Below are 21,597 nucleotides of genomic sequence, written 5' to 3' on the forward strand. Positions count from 1 at the left end.
CGCATCTTTTTTGAGTGATTCGGAAAGCGAGCTTGAATCTAAATATGTCGACCGCAATACTACAGCAGCAAAAGGCCATCGAGAAAGCTCACGCAACGGAATCATCAATCGGACACCCAATCAATGAGCTTCGCTTGGGTTGGACGTGCGAGAGATCCAATGGCCAAACGATGAGATACCCCGCAAAGCCGTGATGCAGGCTCAAGCGCCTACGAAAAGTCGCACCCTGGCAACACAATTATTAATACCACTAGGAGCAGAGTGTGAGCACAACCGATAGCGGGTTCGACTACGAAGAGTATGCGCTGTCCAAAAATGAGCTACGCAAAGTTATAAATGACGATTTGTCAGAACTCATACCTTTTACCTTCCCTGTGCCCGTCAGACACAACGCTCAACATACAAGATATTCTTCCGACGCAAGTCGCCGATGTTCGCCGAAGCGCCCGCACGAGAATCTGGCCCCCTGGCGGGTTAAAAGAGCAAAAGAGTTGATGATAGGTCTAATGGCCCAGGGCTGTTCGATTGAAAGGGTGGCGAATGAATGTGCAATATCGAGAAGCCATTTTTCCCGGGCCTTTAAGAACGCCACCGGTTTGGCTCCCCACGATTGGCTGCGCCAAGAAAAAATTCTGAGGGCTGAAGAGTTGCTGAGAACGAGGCAACTTCCTATCAGTCTCGTGGCTCAAGAATGTGGGTTTTCAGATCAATCATATTTTACGCGTGTGTTCACGCGGTCAAAGGGCGTTAGCCCTCGGCGGTGGCAGAACCAGTACTGCCCCATTCCCACCAGTGACGGAAGATAAGATCACCAAGCGGAGCACGCAGACGCGAGGACGGAAGCCGACAGAGCCCAAACCGATGATTTTGTCGGGTTTGGCCTACGGCAGCCGCTCCCGTAAGGTCGTTAAGCAGAAAGACAGTCCCCCTTAATTGGCCGCGCCCCTCAGATATCGCCGGAAGGCCTTCGTCATCTTGTTAATCACATAACTCTCTACTTTTGCCTTGGCTGGATCTATTCCTACAAGGTACGTCTCGTTTGGCTTGTTCGAGCACCAAGGATCCCTTCATCCTCTTTTGACTTCGTACGATTTCGTCTGTCTTGGCCGCGTTGCCGCGAAGCCTGCTGCTTCGCATGCGTAGCCTGAGTTGCAGTCACAACGCCGGCTGGCTGACCACTCAAATCCAAGCGGGGCGCGTTCTCGACCATGCTTGCCCAGTACCGCGTTCCTCTGCACCAGGTCGAGATACCCAGTTTCAGCTGCTCGCTGGTCAAGCCGAGTAGTTCAAGGTGCTGCTCAGCATCTTTGAGAATGCCTTCCTTGAGCGGAACTTTCGGGGGTGGGTTAACAGGGAACGCCAGCGGAAAATGCTTCTGCAGAGGCCAGATCGCTTCCACAGCCGGATCCTGATTACGTGGCTTCGCGTGCGGAGAGGACTTACGCTTAAAATGCTTCGCGTTATCGGCCTTTGGCGGCTCTTTTTCAGCCCGCAAGCGGTCACGTAGCTCAGCCAGTTGTTCAAATCCCATCGTTCTATTCACTGCTTGAAGGTTGATTGCGAGGTGCAAGAGTAATCCATACGGCGCTTGGGATCATCTGAGACGGGATACTTCGACTACATAGACTTGACTGAAACAACTTCTACATACCGGTACTTCTTCCTCGCCGCCTTCACCGCCTCTTGCTCCGCCAAGAGCTTGCTGAGTGTGTCGGCTTCGTGGATCAGCTCAAATGTTTTGCCTTCAAACTCGTTCCCCACGCGGAGCGTGACTCGAAGTCGCGGAGTGAATGCCTTCGCCGCTTTCTTCTTCGCTGTCGGCGGCGCTGGCTTTACGAACACCACTTCGGGGGCGGGTTCTGGAATCGGGGCAGCGGCAACCTGCGGTGTAGACTCAGCGTTACCGAAAAGCGCGCGGCGCATTTCTTCTTCAGTCAGTTCAGGATTCATGCAAAATCTCGGAGAGAGCTACATTCAGCTGGTTCGATTCTATCAGCAGCGCTGGAGTATCCCTAACGGATACAGGCCAGCGCAGTATTACTTCTTCGACAATACTTCACGCGGACGGATTGCAACCCAGGTGCAACGGAGTGCCTATGAACCCACGTTTCCATGAGATACATAGAACTCAAATTCAGAAACGCTTTTATCGCTCGGTTGACCAGCAGTGGGACGCCCTCCTGGCATGCTTCTCCGCTAGCATCATCCTGGTGGGCTTCGGGATTCGCCTGTGCGTGCTGTCAACGTCAGGAGGCGGTGTATTGGGGGGCTTTTTTCTTTTCCTAGGTGGATGCTTTTTTGTCATCTACAGAGCCCATCTCGGGACACTGCGGCAAAGCTTTCATACGGAATGGCTTACCCTCCAAGACCAATCGATGTTCATCGCGATCTACTCCCCCGCCATATTTCTATCAGGCATCCATCCCGCCCTCATGCTCCCCTTTATGTTTGGTGCAGGAGCCTTCGGTGTGTGGCGACTGAGAAGGAACGTGCGACCGTACTGGAGACGCTATTACTTTCGTGAAGCTCGGGCATATATCCGGGAAATCCGTGGGTACAGTCAAAGGGGCTCTGCGTTTCGAAAAGACTCGCACTGAGCTTCACACAGGCTTCATAACACCGAAGTTTGATATGAAAGATGCTTTCACCGCCGCCCACTCTGACCTGATTCAAAATCAGATCGAGCTCACTTCGTCCATCGAATCGGTTCTTGCCGAAGCGGCATCGAGTAAAGCCACCGCAAACCAGATCACAGAGGTCGGACAGATGCTGGAAGCATTCAACGCAAAGTTGAACCAGTCGGCCAAGCGGTTAGCAGCTCTTCACGACAAAAGTTAGCCCACCTCTGTAAGACAAGCGGGTAAAGCGTTTGATGGGACGCCATCACGACTCGACTTCTGAACTGAGATTAGGGCTCTGCAGGCGGAGAGCGCAGGTCTTAAGAGGGAAGCGCGCTGGGCCAAGACGCCCGCTTAGCGAGGCTGCTTGGTTCACGACAGCCGTCCGTCGCAGGCGGCACACCCGAATACCAACCAGTTTGCGCATGAGGCAGTACACCAACCCCCGGCAGAGATCAGGAAAGCAAGATGTAATCGTTACGCTGGACTATCCCAGCATGTGGCCCATCGATGAGATGCACATACCGTCCACTGACCTCATCAATGGGTAAGCAATCATCCACGTCCAGCACTGTATCTGTATGTGCTTGAGTCCAATGCGACAAAGGCTGTCGCTTACCTTTCGCCATGGCCTCTCGCTTGTCCTTGGCCACCACTAGCAGATAGTGGTGCGCTTCGCCAAAGGTCTGTGATTCGTAGCCACCCAGGTTGATGAAGTACAGACGAGGTGAATCAGGTGATGGAGCCAGTGAGCTGAACTCCACACGCGAGTTTTCAACGCCATTGACAGCCATCCAGGAGTCGATATGAACGCCCTTAGGGCTGCCGAACCAGCCATCACGAAGCTGCGGGTATGCCTGTTCCAGTGAATCAGCGACGACAAAAACCACGTCGTGCACCTCGATCTTTGCGCGAGGATGTTTCCCGCCAAGCATCACCACAAAAAGCATCAATGCCCATCCGTAAATACGTTCGTCACTCGTTGAAAAACACCGCGATCTTGTTGCCGGGTTGACCCGGTGCAGATCCGCTTGCCCTTGCTGGATCGCATGTACAAAGAGTATCCGAAAGGATCTGCCCCTACCGGACTCGAAGATCTCGCGACGCTCTACCGGAGAGCTGACGGATTTCTTTTGGTGAGCGCGGAATATAATCATGGGGTGCCGCCAGCGCTGAAGAACCTTCTCGATCATTTTCTCGAAGAAGACATGTGGCGCCCTTCTGCGATTGCTTGTTACTCGGTTGGAGGTTTTGGCGGAGTCCGGGCGGCTATGCAGCTGCGGATGATACTGGGTGAATTAGGCATGCCAAGTATCCCCAGCATCTTCTCTGTTCCGCATATCAATGATGCTTTGGCTGAAGACGGTCAGCCCAGAGACGAGCGCATAACCAAACAGATGGACAGATTCTTGGACGAGTTCGAGTGGTATGCCCATGCACTCCGGCATCAGATGGAGGGTGGCACCCCCTACTGATCCGTCATCACACATTGAATTGTTCAGCTTCTCAGCAGATCCCTAAGCCTGAGCACTACTGAAACGGGCGCCTATACGGCACAAATTCTGGATGATCGGATGATTGACAGTTTGAATCCGGAATTTACTTCTCGTCAATCAAAGCCTTGCCTCGTCAGATGATTCTCTTCATCCACCGGTAGTGGAGTCTTCAGCCGCTGGCTACGGCAAGCCTTTGCCCCAGCTACCTCTGAAAGAATGAGGGACTGCGAGGGGCAACCGAGTAAATAGATGAAATTGGGACTGTCGTTTAGTGATGAGCGATGCCATCGGAACCCAACTCAAACCCAACACTTGCGATACCATCGCTGTCTGTATGGGTGGTTGCATGTAGCCCATGAGACCTCTTGAGAGTCTCGATCGGGTAATACTTACTCTCGGAGACAGAGGCGGCTTCATCATTGCTCGTCTCCAGGCCAGCGGCGGTAACTACCGTACGTTGAATGAAGCCGTCCGGGAATAAGCCTCTATCTTGTTTGACGCTCTGCATCACGCTGGCTTTCTGAGGAGGGTCTGCATTAGGAACTCCAGCCTGCTGCAATCCGCTTCCAAGCACATCCCCGTAACGTCGAGCCCAAGCATCGTAATCTGTGATATTTCCATCATAGGGGATTTCGTTCGCCAGCTGGATCAGCTGATCGAACTCACGCTTTTGTCCCCCAGCAACCCACTTTACCCAGCCGTCCTGCTTCAGCTGGGCTAGTAGGCGGGCGCGCTTCGCCCAACGTTTTTGAAACCCAGCTCCTTTTGAGCTGGTACTCGAATTCAAATCTGGCACTGCACCAGTTGTTCTTGCGGAGCCTGCCTTTTGCCGATGCTCCTCAAGGATCTGTTCACGTGAGCGCGTGGCGACGATCGTGGTATTACCTTTGGAATCAATAATGCTTATAGCCATGTGTTTGCCCCCTGGACAGTTTTCATCAGGCCTATCTCTTCATCATACACTGTCACAAACTCGAACGCACGATCAAGAAATAATGTCAACTGCTCTTTTGCGATTGAAATGTTGAAGTCGATTTCCACATTGGAGTCGACCACCACTACACAATTCCTTGAGCGTGAGTTCTGTGGCGCAACATATGACAGAGGGAAGCACGCAATCCACCGTACCTCGTTCCAGATCCGCTCGCCTGGATCAAGAGCATGTGAGGGCACACCGTTTTCAATAATGTGCAGACTCGGCTGACCTGTCTTGAGTGCTTGATCAAAAAGCCAGCCTTTAGCTCGACGGGTCGCGTCGCCGTCAAGATGCGAATTTTCAAAGCCCGCTGTGAATACGTTTGAAAGCGTGTTCACGCCAGCGCCTCGCTCCGCGGCAATCGCAACTCGTACCACTAGCGCAGGGTGGCCGCGGTGCCATTCCGCGGTGGCCGACTCTAGCTCCCGGAAAAACCAGTCTTGGATAGCCTTGGCAGCTTCCCGCATAAGAGCAGGCCCTTCGACAAGTGCTGTGGAGAGGTGCGTGCTGGCATCGACCGCAGTCTTGCCGACCAGGTCGTAGACGTCATCGGCAGACACGTCGAAGGCAAGCATCCCAAGCTTCGTTTTCAAGGGCACTGTAACGATCTTGCCAGCGGCACGGGTGTGGATCACACCCGAGCCGTTCACCACGGTTCCAGCAATCCCTTTCATCCAATGCTTGGTGACATCGATTACGCCGGCATCAATGCTCAACGCAATGGTGGAGATACTAGGATCAAGTAAACGTTCTTCATCGAATGGCCATGCTGGTAAATTTGAAACGATGCCTCCGTCCAGGAATCGGCCATCAATGAATTCAATAGCATTGGCCGAGTGGCGATCAAAAGAGACCGGCCACGGACGAAATATAAACGGCAGGCAGATAGAGGCGGCAACGGCATCCGCCACGCACACGTTCGGTGTCCGATCTAAGCAAAATAGTTCCAGGCATTCATAGGCAACATTGGTCGCCACTATCTTCAGTGGCACGCATCTCGCGTTGTCCATATCAGCGAATGTGACATTCTTGCTGACAGGATATCCGTTCTCCGTCAGCTTATCGGCTATAGCCTTGTCTATCAGTTTACGAACGCGCTCCACCCCCGTAATCCCGTTCCCAATCCATACAGCAAGAACTACTGCCATGACCAGCAAAACAAATGTCACGGTGGGAAATGCCGTAATGAAGAAGTAGGCCATCAGCGCGATCAGCAGTCTGATAAACCATTTATAAACCAAAGCTCGCGCCTTCACTCCTGGGATTTGTTTAGGGAAATAGGTACGAAGTCGTTTGCAGATCTTGGAAGACGTCAGGCGATTGGTCGCCACATTTAGCTGCTCACGAGCCTTGCCCACAGCCGCGGAGCAATTTCGTACTGACTTGAGGATAAACCACCCTGTCCGAGTAAATAGGTCAGTCGGTCGGTGATACCCATACTTCGCGCCGAAACTCTCGAAGATGTGGGTTCTAGTCTCAAGGTTCACCAAGTCATCGGCGCCATAACCCGCAGCAACCAGCGCGGCGACAATCGATCCCGCCGACGTACCGGCAACCCCGCGTATATCGCAATATAGAGCCTCTACCGCCAGAAGTCCTCCCACATGAACGACACCTTTCGCCCCGCCACCCTGCAAAGCGAGAAAGACAGGGCGCTTCGGTGATTGGGACTCCCTGGTATCAGTTCTGTCGCCCTGCTCCGAAGCACCGGATTTTGCAGTTGATTTCATTCGCTCGTTTTCTTCCCTAATTCATGGTGCGCATAAGCGTCGCGTACCTACGCCAAGTACGCAGGCCGTGCCACCGAGGCGTACTCGAACCGTGCAGCTCCATGAGCTGCGCAATCATCGATGCTGTCGTTTCGGCGCACTGCCTAAGTCGGCCCATATCATATGACCAACCTATGGGAACGGATAGACGGATAGTTAGATTTAAAATGGTGATTTAGGGGCCATTAAGCCACTCGGCAATCCCCAGCTGCCAAGCCTGGATGCCCCCACTGACCACGTACTCATCACTGGAACAGGGACGAGCACTAGTACCTCCAATGCAGTCAGATTAGCGACTAAAAGTACATAATAAATTTCTGTACGAAGACATCAAGGATGGCCGCCGCAATTTCTATCCAGCGCTTGAGCTTTTGACGACTGGGTTGAGCATCCAAAGCCGTGTTCTTGGGGGGCGCCTTCGCCTGAAACGACGCAAACGTTCGGCATTGGTAGTGAAATCGGAAAAGCCAGCTCAGCACGGGCATAGACATGCTTTCGAAGGGACATTAATGTAGCCACAGGCCCAGCATGCTCCTCCCGACTTCCTCATTTCAAATCTCAGCAATGTGGATGATCAGGTAGCTGCTCCCGAGAAATGGGTAAATCAAAAAAACTCAATCGCATAAAATTTCGAACTATCCGTTTCGCATTCCTTCCTGCAGTAGGAAACTTCAATGAGCGATCAGCCAAGTATTGATATTGAGTCTTCCACCTCCTCCCTCCCCGCTAGCCTGAGTGAACCGACGAACCTCACCCCTGCGCAGGCTGATATCCGAAGGCAGGTCTTGGAGTATTATACGGCGGCGACCGCTGATTACCGGACGTGGAGCAAAGGCCTCAACATGCACTTCGGTTATTGGCGTGCAGGCATGAATCCCTTTCGACGGGAATCAATGCTCCAGGAACTTAACAAACAAGTACTGCAGCGCTTGTGCCTGTCAGGGGATCAGCCTGTTCGATTGATTGACCTTGGAGGTGGGACGGGCGCCACCGCGAGAGCAGCCGTTGCGGCCTACTCAAACGTCAAGGTGGATGTGGTTACTATTGTGCCAACGCAAATTGAGATGGGTCGGCAACTGAACCGGCAGGTCTTGCGCGGGGACGCGATCACGATGCATTGTGTGGACTTCGCCTTCACGAACCTGCCAGCCGGGTCAGCAGACGCCGTGTGCATGATTGAGAGTGCCTGTCACGCCGAAGGCCCCACCAAAGCGACGGTACTCGCCGAAGCCTATCGGCTGCTGAAGCCGGGTGGATACTTCCTCATGGTCGATGCGATGTTACTGCGTGAGATCCCGAAATCGGGTCTGATCTCTCGATTGATGGGTTATGCCTACCGACGATGGTGCCTTTCTTGGGCTGTCCCAGAGATGTGCCGCCAAGACCTGCTACCCCGCGAGATGGAACAGCAAGGCTTTGAGACCATAAATATCGAAGACTGGTCTTGGAACGTCGCCCCCTCCGTCGCCCATGTTCCCGTCCTAGCATCGTATTTTGCGGTGAGAGAAATTGTAAAGGCTCGCGGCCTTCTTCCACTTTGGCGCTGGAGACACATCGTTGCATCATTTCTGACTCCGCTTATCGGTCTGAGGCGCTGCACGTTTACCTATGCCGCCGTGCTTGCACGCAAACCTCTTAACCCTGCCGCGCTCAGAGATCAAACACCATGAGTACGAGAAAAGAAGCCTTATCTCGCTTGTCAAAGCTGGTGATAGAGACACGAAGCGAAATCCGCGCAGGCCTGGAAGTCGTCGAAAAAGATCTGCGGGAAAGCGTTAATGGTCTGAGTATCTACGTCTCCGGAATGAAGATCACGTTGGGGCAAATCGACGAGGACGAGTGGGCATACGGCATGCTGAATTTCGATGGGCAAAACCTAAGAATTTTGACATCAGATACGATTGAGGATGCCCAGAATCATGGAACGCCTTACGAAGGCTCGATGACAATCAGTTACATCAGCGACATCAAAGATGATGATAAAATCATCAAGCTGGCGTCGTCAGAATCGATTAATTCCATTTGGATCGCGATCGAAGAAAAAATCAGGGAAATGCTCGGCGAAGCCAAAAGCGCTGCAAGACTTTTGTCCGAGTTTTCGGAGGGTGAAAGCGAAGGCATTCACCGGGATCTCTCTGGCTTGATGCATGGCGACTACTTCGAAAAGCAGTGGGCGGGAGCTCGGCTGGCCATCGACATTGACGCCAGTGACTCCCTCACTCGCACTACACAATTCTTAGAGTCTGTTTGTCGGCACTATCTCGAAAAGCGAAAAATCCCTTTGGGAAACAGGAAAACGATCTCGGAATTCATCAACGCGGTAGCAGATGACTTCCCCCCTCTGACCCTGCCCGATGGGACAGATTACTCAGGTGACATCCGATCCCTATTGGGCGGAATAAAGTCCATCGCCCAGGGAACAGGTACCTTGAGAACTCATCTTGGCACAGCACACGGTGGAAACAAGACTGCCAATGCGGACGAGGCGCGGCTCTCCAACAACCTGGCGGGAGCTGTTGCTATCTACATCTTGCAGAGGCTCAAAGTTCACATGAGTGCTAGCTAGAGGTGCTGCAATTCATCCCGATTTTTCCCGCATTTCACACGTCAAACCAAGCTACTTCTGAAGCGCCTTTATGCAGCGTGGGCAATAATCGGTGGAGTGGTAGCCTGCACTGGCTGCATGCAGAGCCAACCGATTTCAAAAGCCGAAGAGCCGTTCCCTCATGATCCAGGCTGTGCCGTCAAAGATGAGGTGGCCTCGAAGCCATGGGCAGAACTGCATCAGATTCTTGATGAGGAGCGTGGTTGACAGCCGTCCCTCATGTCTAGGCGACTTACGCAGAGACTGAATCCTGCCGCACGATTCTGCCGACATTGATCCCATCAACGATGGCGCTCACCTTCTCCTCTCCATCTTGGAACACCTTAATCATCCGGTGGAGGGCTTGGGCATCTGGCTCGTTCCCGGCCTGACTCAAACGGTCGGCAATCCTCACCAACTCTACTGCTGACCACTTCAAATCAGCAGCGACTCCTTGAAGGTCTCTACGAAGGTTTTGGGTCAAATTATTCATGTTCCTATTCCTATATCGCTCTAACAGTCCAAAGCTGATCGATCTTGGTCGTATAGCTTCTGCTCATCAAATCTCTGCGCATCGCCCAGCCTGGGTCTTTGGGAACACTGGCCACTCGAAGTGTTCCTCGCCCCCATCTGTCATTGATCTCATCCAAGACCCCCATCAACGTATCGGCCAGAGCCGGCTGTGAGTGAGCAAAGAGGTCTTCCGTGAATTCGCCTGGCTGCCGCAGATCCAAGAGGAGGACTTCGGCCTTGCTGTACTTGAAGCCAGGCCTGAAGAGGCGATTCACCGCTTCGGTCGCCGCCTTGGTCATGAGCCGCACGTCGTTGGTGGGATACGGCAACTCGACCAGCGCCCCATTGGCGTACTTCGCTTCCTCCGGATTGAACATGCCTGTGCGGATGCTCACGCGGATCTTCTTGCACAGAGAGTTCTGCGCCCGAAGCTTCTCTGCTGCCCGCTGGGTATACGTGGCCACGGCCTCTTTGATCGGCTCAATGTCGGTCAAGCGATTGCCGAACATCCGGCTGCAGCAAATCTCCTGCTTGGGCGGATCAGCTTCTCCGAGCTCCAGGCATGGAGTGCCGGCGAGCTCACGAGCAGTCTTCTCAATCACTACGCTGAATTTCTGCCTGAGCGTCCAAGCATCGGCCTTGGCCAAGTCCATCGCGCTCTTGATCCCCATAACTTCGAGATGCGCCTTCATCCGCTTGCCAACGCCCCAGACCTCACCAACCTCGGTATTGCGCAGCGTCCAGTCGCACTTGAATTGATCGCACAGATCGACCACGCCGCCAGTCTGATCGATCAAGCGTTTTGCGGTGTGGTTCGCAAGCTTGGCCAAGGTCTTGGTTCGAGCGATCCCGACCCCGACAGGTATGCCGGTGTGTTTGAAAATCGTCGAGCGCAGATTTCGCCCAAAGGCCGTCAAATCACCAGGGATACCCGTTAAGTCAGCGAACGCCTCATCGATGCTGTAGACCTCAAGCGCCGGCACCATCGACTCGATGATGGTCATCACGCGCTCGCTCATATCGCCGTAGAGGGCGTAGTTGCTGCTGAAGGCAACCACGCCATTACGTCGCAGATGATCTTTGATCTGGAAGTACGGCTGCCCCATTTTCACGAAAGGCTTGGCGTCGTAGCTCCGAGCGATTACACAGCCGTCGTTGTTCGAAAGCACCACGATGGGAGTGCGGGCGAGATCCGGCCTGAAGACCCGCTCACAACTCGCGTAGAAGCTGTTGCAGTCAATCAGCGCGAAGACAGGCTCAGGTATTGTCATGATCGCGGATGCTGTATTTCACTACACCCCAGATCACCAACTCGTCGCCTTCCATCACATGGCGAGGTGGGTACTTCGGGTTCTCCGATCTCAGGATCACCGAGTTACCGTGCATGTCCAGGCGCTTGCAGACCGGCTCGGTGTTGAGGGCCGCGATGACGATATCCCCGTGCTCGGCATACAGGCTGCGGTCAACGATCACCATGTCACCGTTGTAGATGCCCGCCCCCTGCATGCTGTCTCCCTCGATCTTCACGAGATAAACGTGAGGTGCGCGGACATCGAACAGCTCGTCCAGTGAGATGTGCTTCTCGATGTGATCGGCGGCAGGCGACGGGAAACCTGCAGGCACCTTAAATGAGTAGAGAGGCAGCTTTTCGCCGCCGTTTTCCAGTGGGCCGAGGATTGTGATGCCCATGATGCAAACCTTGTTGTGGGTTACTGTACGTATATACAGTTAACGTTCTACTCGGCTTGCGGTCAATCTCGTAAGAGAGGAAATTCGACAGGTGACATCATGTGCGGACGCTACTCGATCTATGAATCGATGGATCACTACCTCAAGGAGCTTGCTCCAAAGCAGCTGGTGATCAATGGCTACGACCTCTGGCCTATTGAACGCTACAACGTCGCACCGACCACTCGTGTTGAAATCATTCGCCCTGTCGAGGATGGCTTGAGCGTAGACAAAGTGCGCTGGGGATGGGCTCCGTTCTGGGCCAAGGGCAAGCGACCTGATCCGATCAACGCTCGGGTCGAGACCGTCATGAGCGGGAAGTTTTTTCAAACAGCTTTGGCCCAATGGCCGAGTTCTGGCTCCTGCAAATGGCTGGTATGAATGGGTCAAGGATCCAGTTGATCCCAAAAAGAAGCAGCCCTACTTCATCACCTTGAGAGAGCAGACTCCGATGTTCTTCGCCGGGCTAGCTGAGGTGCATGGAGGCCTTGAGCCGGATGACCGCGATGGCTTTGTCATCATCACGGCAGCAAGTGACCAAGGCATGGTCGATATCCGTTATCGTAAGCCTCCGGTGCTTGCACCTGAGCATGCGAGGGAGTAGGTAGACCCTGAGACGTCACCCGAGCGCGCGGCGGAAATTGCCGTCGAGCATTGCCGGCCTTGATCGGGATGACACGACCGTCTGCATATACCGCTCGGTTCGATTGATCGGCTACATAAGCGGTGCGGCTAGCGCTAAACAAGCGCCAGCCTCACTAAACTCATAGCTCGAAATACTCAGCGCCCAACACGCCTCTGAGGCGCTCCTTCAATGCAGCAGAAAGCTTGTTGATTGCGCCTAATGGGCCGTGATGAATACCTACAGCAGAAATGTTGCCCGCCGCATTTCTGCTGAGTGTTACAACACCGTGGATGGCTACTCCACCGAAAGCCAGCGCGTCGTATTCGAGCAGTTCTCTATCTGCAAAAGTGGCCCGGAATACCACCGTGTGTTTTTCATACATCCCACCTGCGGCCTGTACGACTTTAATGATCGCTTCCCGGCCTTGCAACGAACGGTTGAGCACGGATGAAATGAGGATGGCATCTGGCGCCAACTGATGCAGCCAGGGTGGCGATAACAATGGAGCAAACGACGCGCTCATGGCGCGATTCTCAACACGACCTTGCCCTGCGTGCTTCCCTGCCCCACGAGTGAGTGCGCCTTCGCGCCTTCGCTTAACGGAAATTCATAACTGACGTGCGGCGTCAGCTCACCCGATTCAACCCACGCAGCGAGTTGCTGCATTCCGGCGCTGTCAGGTTCAACGGCAACGCTGGAGAAACGTCGTCCGGCAGCCGCTGCCAAGGCAGGCATGTGAGCATGACTTAGGCCCAATGCCGTGACGACGATGCCATCGGGTTTGAGCACCGATAACGCCCGCTCGGCGTATCCCTGACCTACGGTGTCGAACGCGACATCGACATCGCTGAGTACAGTGGTGAAATCGACCGTTTGATAATCGATCACTTCATCGGCCCCAACGCTGCGCACGAAATCATGTTTCCCCGCGCTGGCTGTAGCGATGACATATGCCCCTAACGCTTTGGCGATCTGAACCGCGACGTGCCCCAGACCACCTCCGCCGCCCAGGATCAGCACGCGCTGGCCTGGTTCAACTTGCGCGATTTCACCCAACCCCTGCAGCGCGGTCAGTCCGACGAGTGGCAGCGCTGCTGCTTGCGCGTGGCTCAGGCGCGCCGGTTTTAACCAGAAGTGGCGCGATGGCGCAGCAACGTATTCGGCATAGGCGTTGGCGGCGCGCGGGAACAACGGCATGCCAAACACTTCGTCACCCACCTGGAAACGAGTAGAGCCAACATCGACTTCTTCGACCACACCGGACACATCCCAACCCGGCACAAAGGGCACATCGCCCAGCAACGGGAATACGCCCGATCGCACGATCAGGTCGACCGGATTGATCGAAGCAGCATGCACCCGCACCAGCACTTCGGTGAAATTGCGCACAGGCTTTGGAACATTAACCAACTCAAGCACCTCGGGGCCGCCTACGCGGTATTGAATCAGGCTCTTCACGGTTTCGAATTCCCAGATAAAAGCTCTGTAATAGAGCCGACAGAGCTATACTCGGCGACATGATCTCCTTTGTAAATTAGGCACCTTTCTGTGCTATAGGTACCCGATGGATACTACCTTTAACCATATTTCTCGTTCCGGGATCAGCAAATTGCGTGCAGGTGATGTGTACGATGTCGCCTGCCCGTCCCGAAGCGTGATTCAGATGCTCGCGGATAAATGGACGATGTTGGTGATCGACTCCCTGTCCCGTGGGCCTATGAGATTTGGCGAACTGCGCAGGCAAGTGGGCGGTGTAACGCAGAAGATGCTGACTCAAACGTTGCGTTTGCTAGAGCGGGATGGTTTGGTGTTGAGAGAGGTGTATCCGAGTGCGCCGCCCAGTGTGGAGTATTCGCTGACACCGCTTGGCGTCAGCATCACCGCTATCACCGAACAGATGTGCCTCTGGGCGCAGGACAACATGAAACCGGTATTGGTGGCACGGCTAGATTACGACAAACGCGCGGAACGTGAGTATCAACCGCTCCCGAGCGCAGCGAAACGGCGTAACGAACGACACTAATCCACTTAGCGCCTTAGCCATCCGCACATTTGCCGTGCTATCTAGTGCAAGCAATGCTTGCTGACCCTAGGCTGGGAGTCGTTGACCTTATCCTTGGAGCTTGCTCACCGTAGATTGTGGGAGTCAGTTTGGGAGTCAGCTGAGCATCGATTTTTCCGCTTCCCAAACAACGCTATTGGGTATCGGATCGCACCCAGTAAAAATTCAGACAGGAGTGCAGGATTTGGCTTGCTGCAAGGGATGTGTTCGGCGTTTGTAAAAAAGCCCGCACCTCAGCAAAAGTTTAGTCATAACGGTCAGCGTTGGGGTTGTGGTTTCAACTGGTCGACGCATCAGAGGTTAGCGAGGCATTTCTGGCTGCTATAGCGACCCTTCCATGTCTAATGGCGGGCTCAAGAAAAATGGTGCAAGGGCCACTTTATGGGAATGAGATGGAAAATTTGTGCTGGCTGCCGTCGCTTTTAATCGACATCATCACTCCTCAAGGCACAATGAACATACAGGGTTTATTTTGAGTGAACGGCGAGCAACTGCATCTCATTGGTATAGAGACTTTGGCAGCACACCATCGAGGCGATGCCGCCAGTAATCTTGCAGTCCTCGGAGGCTTGATACTCAATATACAGTTTCTAGAGTCATCACCATTACCGTGACATCATCAGTGCCTCGGCTGTAGTCTCGATTCAAAACTGCAGCGATCACCGCCGGATGACGATGCAAAAGTCCTGGATAGTCATGCAGATCCCAACGTGATTTCAAACCATCACTGAATAAAATCAGTAACTGCCCAGCGCAACCATCTATGTTCGCGACAACGCCCTTCCGGTGACGGTGCCCAACGATCCCAGGGTATGACACCAACCCCCTCGGCTTCTCCTGACCGATCAATACCGCCCCGATGTCACCGATCCCCAAGAATCGCAATCTGTCCTGCGCAGCATCAAATTGGGCGATCGCCACAACCCCACCGCGAGTACCATGCATCTCTTGGTGAATCTCCTCTAGGAGCAAAACTGGCTCGGCAAAGGGGTCTCGGTTGAATCCTCTTGCTCCGGCCATCGCCGCAGATTCGGCGTCCGGCCCATGCCCTAGACCGTCAATCATCAGCATACTTACGCGTTTGCCTTGTATCGCTATCTCCCATACGTCTCCACATGCCGGATCGTCACGCAGCGCATGCTGACTGATCCCTAAGCGCACATCTCTCACAATCGCGGAACGAGGATAGAAACGCGCCAGAATCACGGTGCCACGATGGTCGGAATAAGTGTCGAATACTTCAGTGTTGTGCTGGATCGAATATGCCATTTCCCCCTGAAGACGCGTATCAAAGCCATCGAGTATCGGGCTTTGTAGTTCTACAGCTGAGGGGAGATAAAGTGCGACGATTTCGAGGCCGGGGCCTCCCCCCGGCAGAATGCGGATGTGCAGTTCACCACCCCTTTTGCCAGTGAAGATGGTCTTCGCGAGCTCATCAACACATAGCTCCATGCGGCTGGTGTCATTGGCATCAAATCCAATCCGCTCAGCCGCACTCCGGACTCTCCGCGTCGCATACGACGCCTGAGTTCGATCTTCGATTAGCAACACCTGAGTGAGACTGGTGTGAAAGTTTAAATTCATCTTCAACCAACTCCGTGGGCTGGCCAGAAGCTACGGAATGGGATTAGGTTCCTGCAGGCCGCACAGCCTAACTGGAAATGCGAGGATGTCGTCATCAACGGTTACTCAGGAGGTTTCGGGCTCACAAGCTTAGGTTGCGAATCCTTGGGTACTGTATTTGTAATGCGCGTACCTGGTTCCGATCCTTTGAGAGGATTCGCCAACCCGCGTTCCATAATATTTTCGCACCTCTTCCGCGCCGCAGCCTCGTATCTTCAACCCCACCCCATCCCGCAATTTAGCTGTCCATCAAAGGCTATCGTCAATCACCCCAGCTCCCTTCTTGCGCCGCTGACGATAGATTTCCAACGGCACACCGCCTTGGCTTATGTCCTCGATCTCGTGCTCATGGAAAATAACGGTGGTGTCTTCACGGGGTTTGCCCATGACGTGGAATAGCAAGTCGGCAATGCCTTCGTAGACAGCTGCTTTCTGATCTGCGGTGGTTCGATCTGCACCCGGCGTGGTGCCTTCCCGGGTAACCAAGATGTTGACGATCGGCATAAGCGTTCTCCGAAATGATGCGGAGAGCGTTGTTACCGCTCTCCGCCGACGATCAACGACCGGCGATGAGGCCGCCGTCAACGTGAAGGATTTCACCGGTCGAAAAGGCGGCATCCTCCAGATAGAGAACGGCACGGACGATGTCCTCGACCTCGCCTAGCTTTTTCATAGGGTGGAACGCTGCCAACTGCTCGACAATCGCCGGATCGTGCATCGGCGTCCGAATAACACCGGGGGCAACGGCATTGACCCGAATCCCTTTTGTGGCGTACTCGATGGCCAGGCTTTTAGTGGCAGAGTTCATGCCGCCTTTGGTTAACATGGCAATGAAGGCAGGGGACAGCGAACTGGCAAACTCGGCTGTGGAGGCCGTGATTTGCACGACGTGACCAGTGCCTTGTTTCAGCATCACCGGAATGACTGCCTGGGTCGCGAAGAAGAAACCGTCCAGGTTGGTCTTCAATTTCAGGCGGTAGTCTTCTTCCGTGTAGTCAGTAAACGCTTTGCCAATGAAGATGCCGGCGTTGTTCACCAGCGTATCGATGCGGCCAAACGTCTCCAGGGCCGCCGCCACCAGGCGCTTGCTCGTTTTCGGATCACCAATATCTCCAGCGACTGTGACCAGACCTGCGTCATGGGATGGCTGCATTTTGCGGGACGTTGCGACGACGCCGTAACCTCTCGCGCGGTACGCCTGCACGATCGCTTCGCCCATCCCCTGTGAAGCGCCGGTGACAATGGCGACTTTCTTGAAATCTGACATGGCTTGACTCCTTGAATGCTCGTTGGTTGAGCAGAAGATAAAGCGTTGTCAGCTGTTCAAAAATTCCCTATCTTCGATCAATGACTGATCAAAAACGAACAGCCCTCGATTGGCAAGATGTCGGCGTCTTCCTAGCCCTCGCCCGGCATGGCAGCCTTTCCGCAGCTGCCCGGATGCTTTCTGTCAGCCACGCAACGATCGCCCGACGTCTCCACTCTCTTGAGGACAGCCTTGGAGAAAAACTCGTCGAGCGACGCCCAGACGGGTATGTCCTGACGATGGCAGGCACGCACGCGTTGCAGGCCGCCAGCGAAATGGAAGACGCAGCCCAAGCGCTCACCAATGGCACGCACGATGGAACGCCCTCAGGCCTCATCAGGATTAGCTCATCCCCCGGCCTCTCCAACGGTTTTCTAATCACCCGCCTCCCGGCATTGGCGGCCCGTTACCCCAGATTGAACATCGACCTTGCACCAGCACTTCGATCGGTGAGCTTGGAACGGCATGAGGCCGACATCGCGATTCGCGTGGATGTCCCTAAAGACGGCGACATCATTGCGCGGCCATTGACCACCATTGGCTATGGTTTCTACGGCACTGAAGAAGCCTGTCGCACGGCTGAAGCCGGAGGCGATCTAGTGTTCATCGGTTTCAACGAGGCCGATGCCTACCTGACGCAAGCGGCCTGGCTAACGAAGCACTTCCCTCGCGCGCGCGTGGCATTTCGCGCCAAGGATCAGTTTTTACAATCCTTGGCTGCCCGCTCCGGCATCGGACTGGCTTTGATTCCGCACTACATTGGCAGGAGTGATCCAGCGTTGCAGATCTGCGATCTCGGTGTGCTCCCCTCCAGCAGAGATGTCTACCTGCTTACCCGAAGCCGCGATCGAAAAAATGCGTCTATCCGAGTAGTCGCAGACTCAGTGGCGGGTATGTTCGAACAGGAACGTGATTTGTTCGCGTGAATCTCAGAAGAGAACAAAGCTGTTGTACGTTGTTAGGAGCTAAGTATTGTTTGCTCCCGGCAAACGGCCTAATAGCCGGGCAACAAACCTCTGAATACAATGACGTCGCCATGCGCAAGCGGAGCGCGCACCTCGTGGCCGAAGGTGGGAGGATGGAAGCCCGCCAGGGCCAAAACCCAGCGGCAATGAGCAGGCTCGGTTCACGACAGCCGTCCGCGAAAGCGGCCTACACGAGAACTGTTGGCAGCGCCCGCCCCTCCCTCTTGGTCACCTGCGCTGCCTGAAGCCGTGCTGATGATCTCCATGGATATCTCTGAGCCTTCCACCAACACACTTAGACTGGATTCAGTTCGCAGCCTGCTCCGCCGCAGCAACGACAGTTAGAACCTGACCACCCTCTTTCAACTTCGCACGATTTCGTCGGTCTTGACCGCGTTGTCGCGAGGCCTGCTGTTTCGCATGGATAGCCTGAGTTGCGGTAACAACGCCTGTCGGTTGACCACTCAAATCCAAGCGCGGCGCACCCTCCACCATGCAGGCCCAGTACCGAGCACCCCGGCACCAAGTAGAGATCCCCAGTTTCAGCTGCTCGCTGGTCACGCCGAGTAGTTCGAGGTGCTGCTCAGCATCTTTGAGAATGCCTTCCTTGAGCGGAACTTTCGGGGCAGGGTTCACAGGGAACGCCAGTGGAAAATGCTTCTGCAACGGCCAGATCGCTTCCACAGCCGGATCCTGGATACGGGGCTTAGCCTGCGGCGTAGACTTGTGCTTGATGTGTCTCGCGCTGTCGGCATTTTGCGGTTCTTTTTCAGCCCGCAGGCGGTCACGTAATTCAGCTAATTGTTCAAAACCCATCGTTCTATTCACTGCTCGAAGGTTGATTGCGGGGTGCATTGCCGGGTGAAAGGATATTGCATACGGCACTACGGATCAGCCGAGACGTTATCCTTCGGCTACAGAGATTTGACTGAAATCACTTCGACGAACCGAAATTTCTTCCTAGCCGCCTTCACCGCTTCTTGCTCCGCCAAAAGCTTGCTGAGAGTGTCGGCTTCGTGGATCAGCTCAAATGTTTTGCCTTCAAACTCGTTACCCACGCGGAGCGTGACTTGAAGTCGCGGAGTGAATGCCTTCGCCGCTTTTTTCTTCGCTGCGGGCACCGCCGGCTTCACGAACACTACTTCGGGGGCGGGTTCTGGAGTCGGGGCAGCGGCAACCTGCGGTGCAGGCTCAGCGTTACCGAAAAGCGCTCGGCGCATCTCTTCTTCTGTCAGGTCATGGGTCATGCGTCGTCTCGGAGGTAAGGCATATTTGCTGCTCCGATTCTATCAGTCGCACACTAGCGAGCGTAGGATGACGCTTGGCTACTTCCACCGAGAGCGAAGCTAGACACCCATGAATCCTATACAACTCGATCCAAACGACCCTGAGCAGGCCTTGTCAGCTTCGATAGACCAAGAAGAAGAGCGGAACCGGCTGACACGCAAGGCTCTGGCCGATGTAGATTCGGGAAGAGTGATAGACCATCAAGCCGTAAAAGCTTGGGCCGAAAGTTTGAGCACCGAAGCGCCGCTATCGGCACCGCACTGACGCCTGTAAATTAACTTTTTAACGTGTAAACCACGATGGTTTACGCATCAAAATAGTGGTTTACGTCTAGTCCGGCTGGCTCAGTTGCAGCCTCGGCTGACTTGCTTCACCTCCAAGCATTCCACCGCTCGGTTTTGCCGAGTCGCAAGCAGATTCTTGAACTGTATTGGCTCGCCGGCGCAGTTGCTCGATCATCCAAGCCTGCGCGTCGTCCAGCTCGCTCATCATCGAGTCGAACTCTTGCCGCGTGAGCGGCCTCGGTAGAAGTTCATGACCCATATGGCCTCCCCAGAAAATTCATCCAGGCTACCCCCCATGATGTTCACAATCCGAGATCCGTACTCAGGTGATTCTCGCTAAATTCATCAGCAGTTCCGAGGGCAAGCATTATTTGATGCTGAAGAAAGTGCCTTAAATGCAGTCTGAGGTGCGATCTGATCACAAGGAAGCCGTGACCACCCCAATCGTCTTCGAGCATGTCATGCGCGAGCAGAGCGTTCTGAAGCGCGTCGAATGCCGCCGACCCGATCTGTGAAGCATGCATACGAGTTGGATGATCGTGTCCAGGCTGACGCTTGAAACTATCGATCCCTTCCTCAATCAGGTCTCTCAGCCGGGCACCGAAGATCCGCGACGCTTTCTTCCATACCCGCGCTTCAAAATCAATATCCACGCAACCTCAGTTTGGAAAGATTCACGCACGTTGTACGACACTGGTACCAAATTGGACGCACCTAGAGTGCTCTTAAAAAAACCAGTGGTTTGGTACCAAAGAGAAAGCAGCAGACTGCGCCTGCAAATTTACGATCTCCTTAACACCCCACCCTGCCGCAGGTCGCAAACCTGCGTTTCAATCTCCGCATGGCCTACCCCGGGATCGCGAAAATGGGCAGCCGTGTAGGTATCTGTCGGTAGGCTGGAATAGTTGACGCCCGTAATCGTCGGCGGCTCGTCAAGCGCTTAGCACCCCGAGTCGGAGCATTGAAAAGCGAAACGGGGCCAGGGCGAAGACAAGGAAAAATACGCTCTACGTGCCTCGGTAATCGAGACAGTCCCACCTAACTCTACACAGTACGCTTCGTTGATTCGAATTTGCCGTGGCATTCCCTAGCGTCTCCCGTTCCTGAGGTTTCAAAATTCCACAGAGACTGGACACCGGCTCTCACCAGTCCAGCACCTGCTTGGCCGAAATTTATATTCGACCAGGACGTACCGCGCAAACAAAAACGCGGCCAGCGGCGAGAAAATATCGGATACAACTGTGTAATTGCGCCCCGGGGCTGCGAGGCGTCTAATCAGCACATCCAGAGGAGATAATGGTATGTCAACCCGCGCCAAAACCTTCATGACCGCCCTTAACAATCCACAACCCCGAGAGCAGGTACTTATTGCGTACCTCGCAGTGACGATGTTGATTGCCGGTGTCTACCAAACCGCGCAGATTACAGATCCGATCGCCGCCGTCGGCTTCCCTGACGAGCTCGCACCTCTACTGGTCGTGGTCTTCTTTGCGCCGATTTTGGCTTACCTGTTCCGCAACCTGCGAACCCTACATTCAAGATTGGGGATCAAGCGTGTGTACACCGATGAGGCTTATCAAGGGCTCGCCAAATTGGGTCAACGCCTGGCCATCGCTGCTCGACTAGGCAGAATGGTTCTGAAATTGAAGAACGTATCTCTTCTACCAGTTGGCGTTGCGCTGCTCATAGCATGGTTTCACTAAGCGACCTTGATGCTTGCAGGATGTCTCGGCTATTGAGGGGATTCCAGTCCTGAGCCTA

Annotated in this window: 25 protein-coding genes and 1 pseudogene; 10 read left to right on the forward strand and 16 right to left on the reverse strand. The window is 54.3% G+C overall.

Annotation, left to right across the window (positions count from 1 at the left end; translation table 11 throughout):
- Positions 1-506: 506 nt before the first annotated feature.
- Positions 507-806, forward strand: coding sequence for a helix-turn-helix domain-containing protein (locus ACIQAL_RS19140; protein ID WP_401148592.1), 300 nt, complete (start codon positions 507-509; stop codon positions 804-806).
- 215 nt (positions 807-1,021) lie between these two features.
- On the opposite strand, the gene ACIQAL_RS19145 is transcribed toward ACIQAL_RS19140, so the two are convergent.
- Both ACIQAL_RS19145 and ACIQAL_RS19150 read right to left on the reverse strand, forming a co-directional pair.
- The gene (locus tag ACIQAL_RS19145; protein ID WP_401148595.1) at positions 1,022-1,531 is read right to left on the reverse strand and encodes a ProQ/FinO family protein; all 510 of its coding nucleotides are present in this window, start codon (positions 1,529-1,531) and stop codon (positions 1,022-1,024) included.
- An 86-nt stretch (positions 1,532-1,617) separates the two neighbouring features.
- Complete coding sequence (locus ACIQAL_RS19150; RefSeq protein WP_401148294.1) at positions 1,618-1,950, reverse strand: hypothetical protein; 333 nt, start codon at positions 1,948-1,950, stop codon at positions 1,618-1,620.
- 681 nt (positions 1,951-2,631) lie between these two features.
- On the opposite strand from ACIQAL_RS19150, the gene ACIQAL_RS19155 reads away from it, so the two are divergent.
- Positions 2,632-2,838 (forward strand): hypothetical protein, encoded by a 207-nt coding sequence (locus tag ACIQAL_RS19155; protein ID WP_401148296.1) that lies wholly within the window; start codon positions 2,632-2,634, stop codon positions 2,836-2,838.
- A gap of 235 nt (positions 2,839-3,073) precedes the next feature.
- Here the strand turns inward: ACIQAL_RS19155 and ACIQAL_RS19160 are convergent, their stop codons facing one another.
- Positions 3,074-3,568: a DUF1543 domain-containing protein gene (locus ACIQAL_RS19160; RefSeq protein ID WP_401148298.1), complete on the reverse strand. Its 495-nt coding sequence runs from the start codon at positions 3,566-3,568 to the stop codon at positions 3,074-3,076.
- 69 nt (positions 3,569-3,637) lie between these two features.
- Here ACIQAL_RS19160 and ACIQAL_RS19165 point away from each other — a divergent pair, with 69 nt between their 5' ends.
- Positions 3,638-4,093: an NADPH-dependent FMN reductase gene (locus ACIQAL_RS19165; RefSeq protein WP_401148301.1), complete on the forward strand. Its 456-nt coding sequence runs from the start codon at positions 3,638-3,640 to the stop codon at positions 4,091-4,093.
- Positions 4,094-4,382: 289 nt separating this feature from the next.
- Here the strand turns inward: ACIQAL_RS19165 and ACIQAL_RS19170 are convergent, their stop codons facing one another.
- Positions 4,383-5,027: a hypothetical protein gene (locus tag ACIQAL_RS19170; protein WP_401148303.1), complete on the reverse strand. Its 645-nt coding sequence runs from the start codon at positions 5,025-5,027 to the stop codon at positions 4,383-4,385.
- A complete protein-coding gene (locus ACIQAL_RS19175) occupies positions 5,018-6,820 on the reverse strand; it encodes a patatin-like phospholipase family protein (RefSeq protein WP_401148304.1) in 1,803 nt (600 codons plus the stop codon). Before ACIQAL_RS19175 ends, ACIQAL_RS19170 begins: the two co-directional genes overlap by 10 nt.
- A 713-nt stretch (positions 6,821-7,533) precedes the next feature.
- Between ACIQAL_RS19175 and ACIQAL_RS19180 the strand changes: the two genes are divergently transcribed.
- Complete coding sequence (locus ACIQAL_RS19180; protein WP_401148307.1) at positions 7,534-8,529, forward strand: methyltransferase domain-containing protein; 996 nt, start codon at positions 7,534-7,536, stop codon at positions 8,527-8,529.
- Positions 8,526-9,425: an abortive infection family protein gene (locus ACIQAL_RS19185; protein WP_401148309.1), complete on the forward strand. Its 900-nt coding sequence runs from the start codon at positions 8,526-8,528 to the stop codon at positions 9,423-9,425. Before ACIQAL_RS19180 ends, ACIQAL_RS19185 begins: the two co-directional genes overlap by 4 nt.
- 271 nt (positions 9,426-9,696) lie before the next feature.
- On the opposite strand, the gene ACIQAL_RS19190 is transcribed toward ACIQAL_RS19185, so the two are convergent.
- Genes ACIQAL_RS19190 through ACIQAL_RS19200 form a run of 3 tightly spaced genes read right to left on the reverse strand, consistent with a single transcriptional unit; the run spans position 9,697 to position 11,645 of the window.
- Positions 9,697-9,936: a hypothetical protein gene (locus ACIQAL_RS19190; protein ID WP_401148311.1), complete on the reverse strand. Its 240-nt coding sequence runs from the start codon at positions 9,934-9,936 to the stop codon at positions 9,697-9,699.
- Positions 9,937-9,946: 10 nt separating this feature from the next.
- The gene (gene umuC, locus ACIQAL_RS19195) at positions 9,947-11,227 is read right to left on the reverse strand and encodes a translesion error-prone DNA polymerase V subunit UmuC (RefSeq protein ID WP_401148312.1); all 1,281 of its coding nucleotides are present in this window, start codon (positions 11,225-11,227) and stop codon (positions 9,947-9,949) included.
- On the reverse strand, positions 11,214-11,645 hold the full coding sequence (locus tag ACIQAL_RS19200) for a LexA family protein (protein ID WP_401148315.1): 432 nt from the start codon (positions 11,643-11,645) through the stop codon (positions 11,214-11,216). The genes umuC and ACIQAL_RS19200 overlap by 14 nt, the downstream gene beginning before the upstream one ends.
- Before the next feature lie 99 nt (positions 11,646-11,744).
- Between ACIQAL_RS19200 and ACIQAL_RS19205 the strand changes: the two are divergent.
- Positions 11,745-12,285, forward strand: a pseudogene (locus ACIQAL_RS19205) (SOS response-associated peptidase); the annotation flags it as partial.
- A gap of 163 nt (positions 12,286-12,448) precedes the next feature.
- Here the strand turns inward: ACIQAL_RS19205 and ACIQAL_RS19210 are convergent.
- Both ACIQAL_RS19210 and ACIQAL_RS19215 read right to left on the reverse strand, forming a co-directional pair.
- Positions 12,449-12,832, reverse strand: coding sequence for a hypothetical protein (locus ACIQAL_RS19210; protein ID WP_401148317.1), 384 nt, complete (start codon positions 12,830-12,832; stop codon positions 12,449-12,451).
- Positions 12,829-13,767 carry an NADP-dependent oxidoreductase gene (locus tag ACIQAL_RS19215; RefSeq protein ID WP_401148319.1) on the reverse strand — a complete coding sequence of 313 codons (939 nt, stop codon included), beginning with the start codon at positions 13,765-13,767 and terminating at the stop codon, positions 12,829-12,831. The genes ACIQAL_RS19210 and ACIQAL_RS19215 overlap by 4 nt, the downstream gene beginning before the upstream one ends.
- Before the next feature lie 106 nt (positions 13,768-13,873).
- On the opposite strand from ACIQAL_RS19215, the gene ACIQAL_RS19220 reads away from it, so the two are divergent.
- On the forward strand, positions 13,874-14,332 hold the full coding sequence (locus ACIQAL_RS19220) for a winged helix-turn-helix transcriptional regulator (protein WP_401148321.1): 459 nt from the start codon (positions 13,874-13,876) through the stop codon (positions 14,330-14,332).
- Positions 14,333-14,947: 615 nt separating this feature from the next.
- On the opposite strand, the gene ACIQAL_RS19225 is transcribed toward ACIQAL_RS19220, so the two are convergent.
- The 3 genes from ACIQAL_RS19225 to ACIQAL_RS19235 form a co-directional block, all read right to left on the reverse strand.
- Positions 14,948-15,955: an ATP-binding protein gene (locus ACIQAL_RS19225; RefSeq protein ID WP_401148597.1), complete on the reverse strand. Its 1,008-nt coding sequence runs from the start codon at positions 15,953-15,955 to the stop codon at positions 14,948-14,950.
- Between the two features lie 288 nt (positions 15,956-16,243).
- Positions 16,244-16,498: a 4-oxalocrotonate tautomerase family protein gene (locus ACIQAL_RS19230; RefSeq protein WP_401148324.1), complete on the reverse strand. Its 255-nt coding sequence runs from the start codon at positions 16,496-16,498 to the stop codon at positions 16,244-16,246.
- A gap of 52 nt (positions 16,499-16,550) precedes the next feature.
- A complete protein-coding gene (locus ACIQAL_RS19235) occupies positions 16,551-17,261 on the reverse strand; it encodes an SDR family NAD(P)-dependent oxidoreductase (RefSeq protein WP_401148325.1) in 711 nt (236 codons plus the stop codon).
- 80 nt (positions 17,262-17,341) lie between these two features.
- On the opposite strand from ACIQAL_RS19235, the gene ACIQAL_RS19240 reads away from it, so the two are divergent.
- Positions 17,342-18,226, forward strand: coding sequence for a LysR family transcriptional regulator (locus ACIQAL_RS19240; protein ID WP_401148326.1), 885 nt, complete (start codon positions 17,342-17,344; stop codon positions 18,224-18,226).
- A gap of 345 nt (positions 18,227-18,571) precedes the next feature.
- Here the strand turns inward: ACIQAL_RS19240 and ACIQAL_RS19245 are convergent, their stop codons facing one another.
- Positions 18,572-19,081 (reverse strand): ProQ/FinO family protein, encoded by a 510-nt coding sequence (locus ACIQAL_RS19245; protein ID WP_401148328.1) that lies wholly within the window; start codon positions 19,079-19,081, stop codon positions 18,572-18,574.
- 98 nt (positions 19,082-19,179) lie between these two features.
- A complete protein-coding gene (locus tag ACIQAL_RS19250; protein WP_401148331.1) occupies positions 19,180-19,512 on the reverse strand; it encodes a hypothetical protein in 333 nt (110 codons plus the stop codon).
- 109 nt (positions 19,513-19,621) lie between these two features.
- Between ACIQAL_RS19250 and ACIQAL_RS19255 the strand changes: the two genes are divergently transcribed.
- Positions 19,622-19,816 (forward strand): CopG family ribbon-helix-helix protein, encoded by a 195-nt coding sequence (locus tag ACIQAL_RS19255; protein WP_401148334.1) that lies wholly within the window; start codon positions 19,622-19,624, stop codon positions 19,814-19,816.
- A gap of 322 nt (positions 19,817-20,138) precedes the next feature.
- Here the strand turns inward: ACIQAL_RS19255 and ACIQAL_RS19260 are convergent, their stop codons facing one another.
- Positions 20,139-20,489 (reverse strand): hypothetical protein, encoded by a 351-nt coding sequence (locus tag ACIQAL_RS19260; RefSeq protein ID WP_401148336.1) that lies wholly within the window; start codon positions 20,487-20,489, stop codon positions 20,139-20,141.
- Between the two features lie 648 nt (positions 20,490-21,137).
- Here ACIQAL_RS19260 and ACIQAL_RS19265 point away from each other — a divergent pair.
- The gene (locus ACIQAL_RS19265; RefSeq protein WP_401148338.1) at positions 21,138-21,539 is read left to right on the forward strand and encodes a hypothetical protein; all 402 of its coding nucleotides are present in this window, start codon (positions 21,138-21,140) and stop codon (positions 21,537-21,539) included.
- The last annotated feature ends 58 nt before the right edge of the window (positions 21,540-21,597 follow it).

It is taken from the genome of Pseudomonas sp. NPDC088368, assembly GCF_044753445.1.
Classification (GTDB): Bacteria; Pseudomonadota; Gammaproteobacteria; order Pseudomonadales; family Pseudomonadaceae; genus Aquipseudomonas; species Aquipseudomonas bambusae.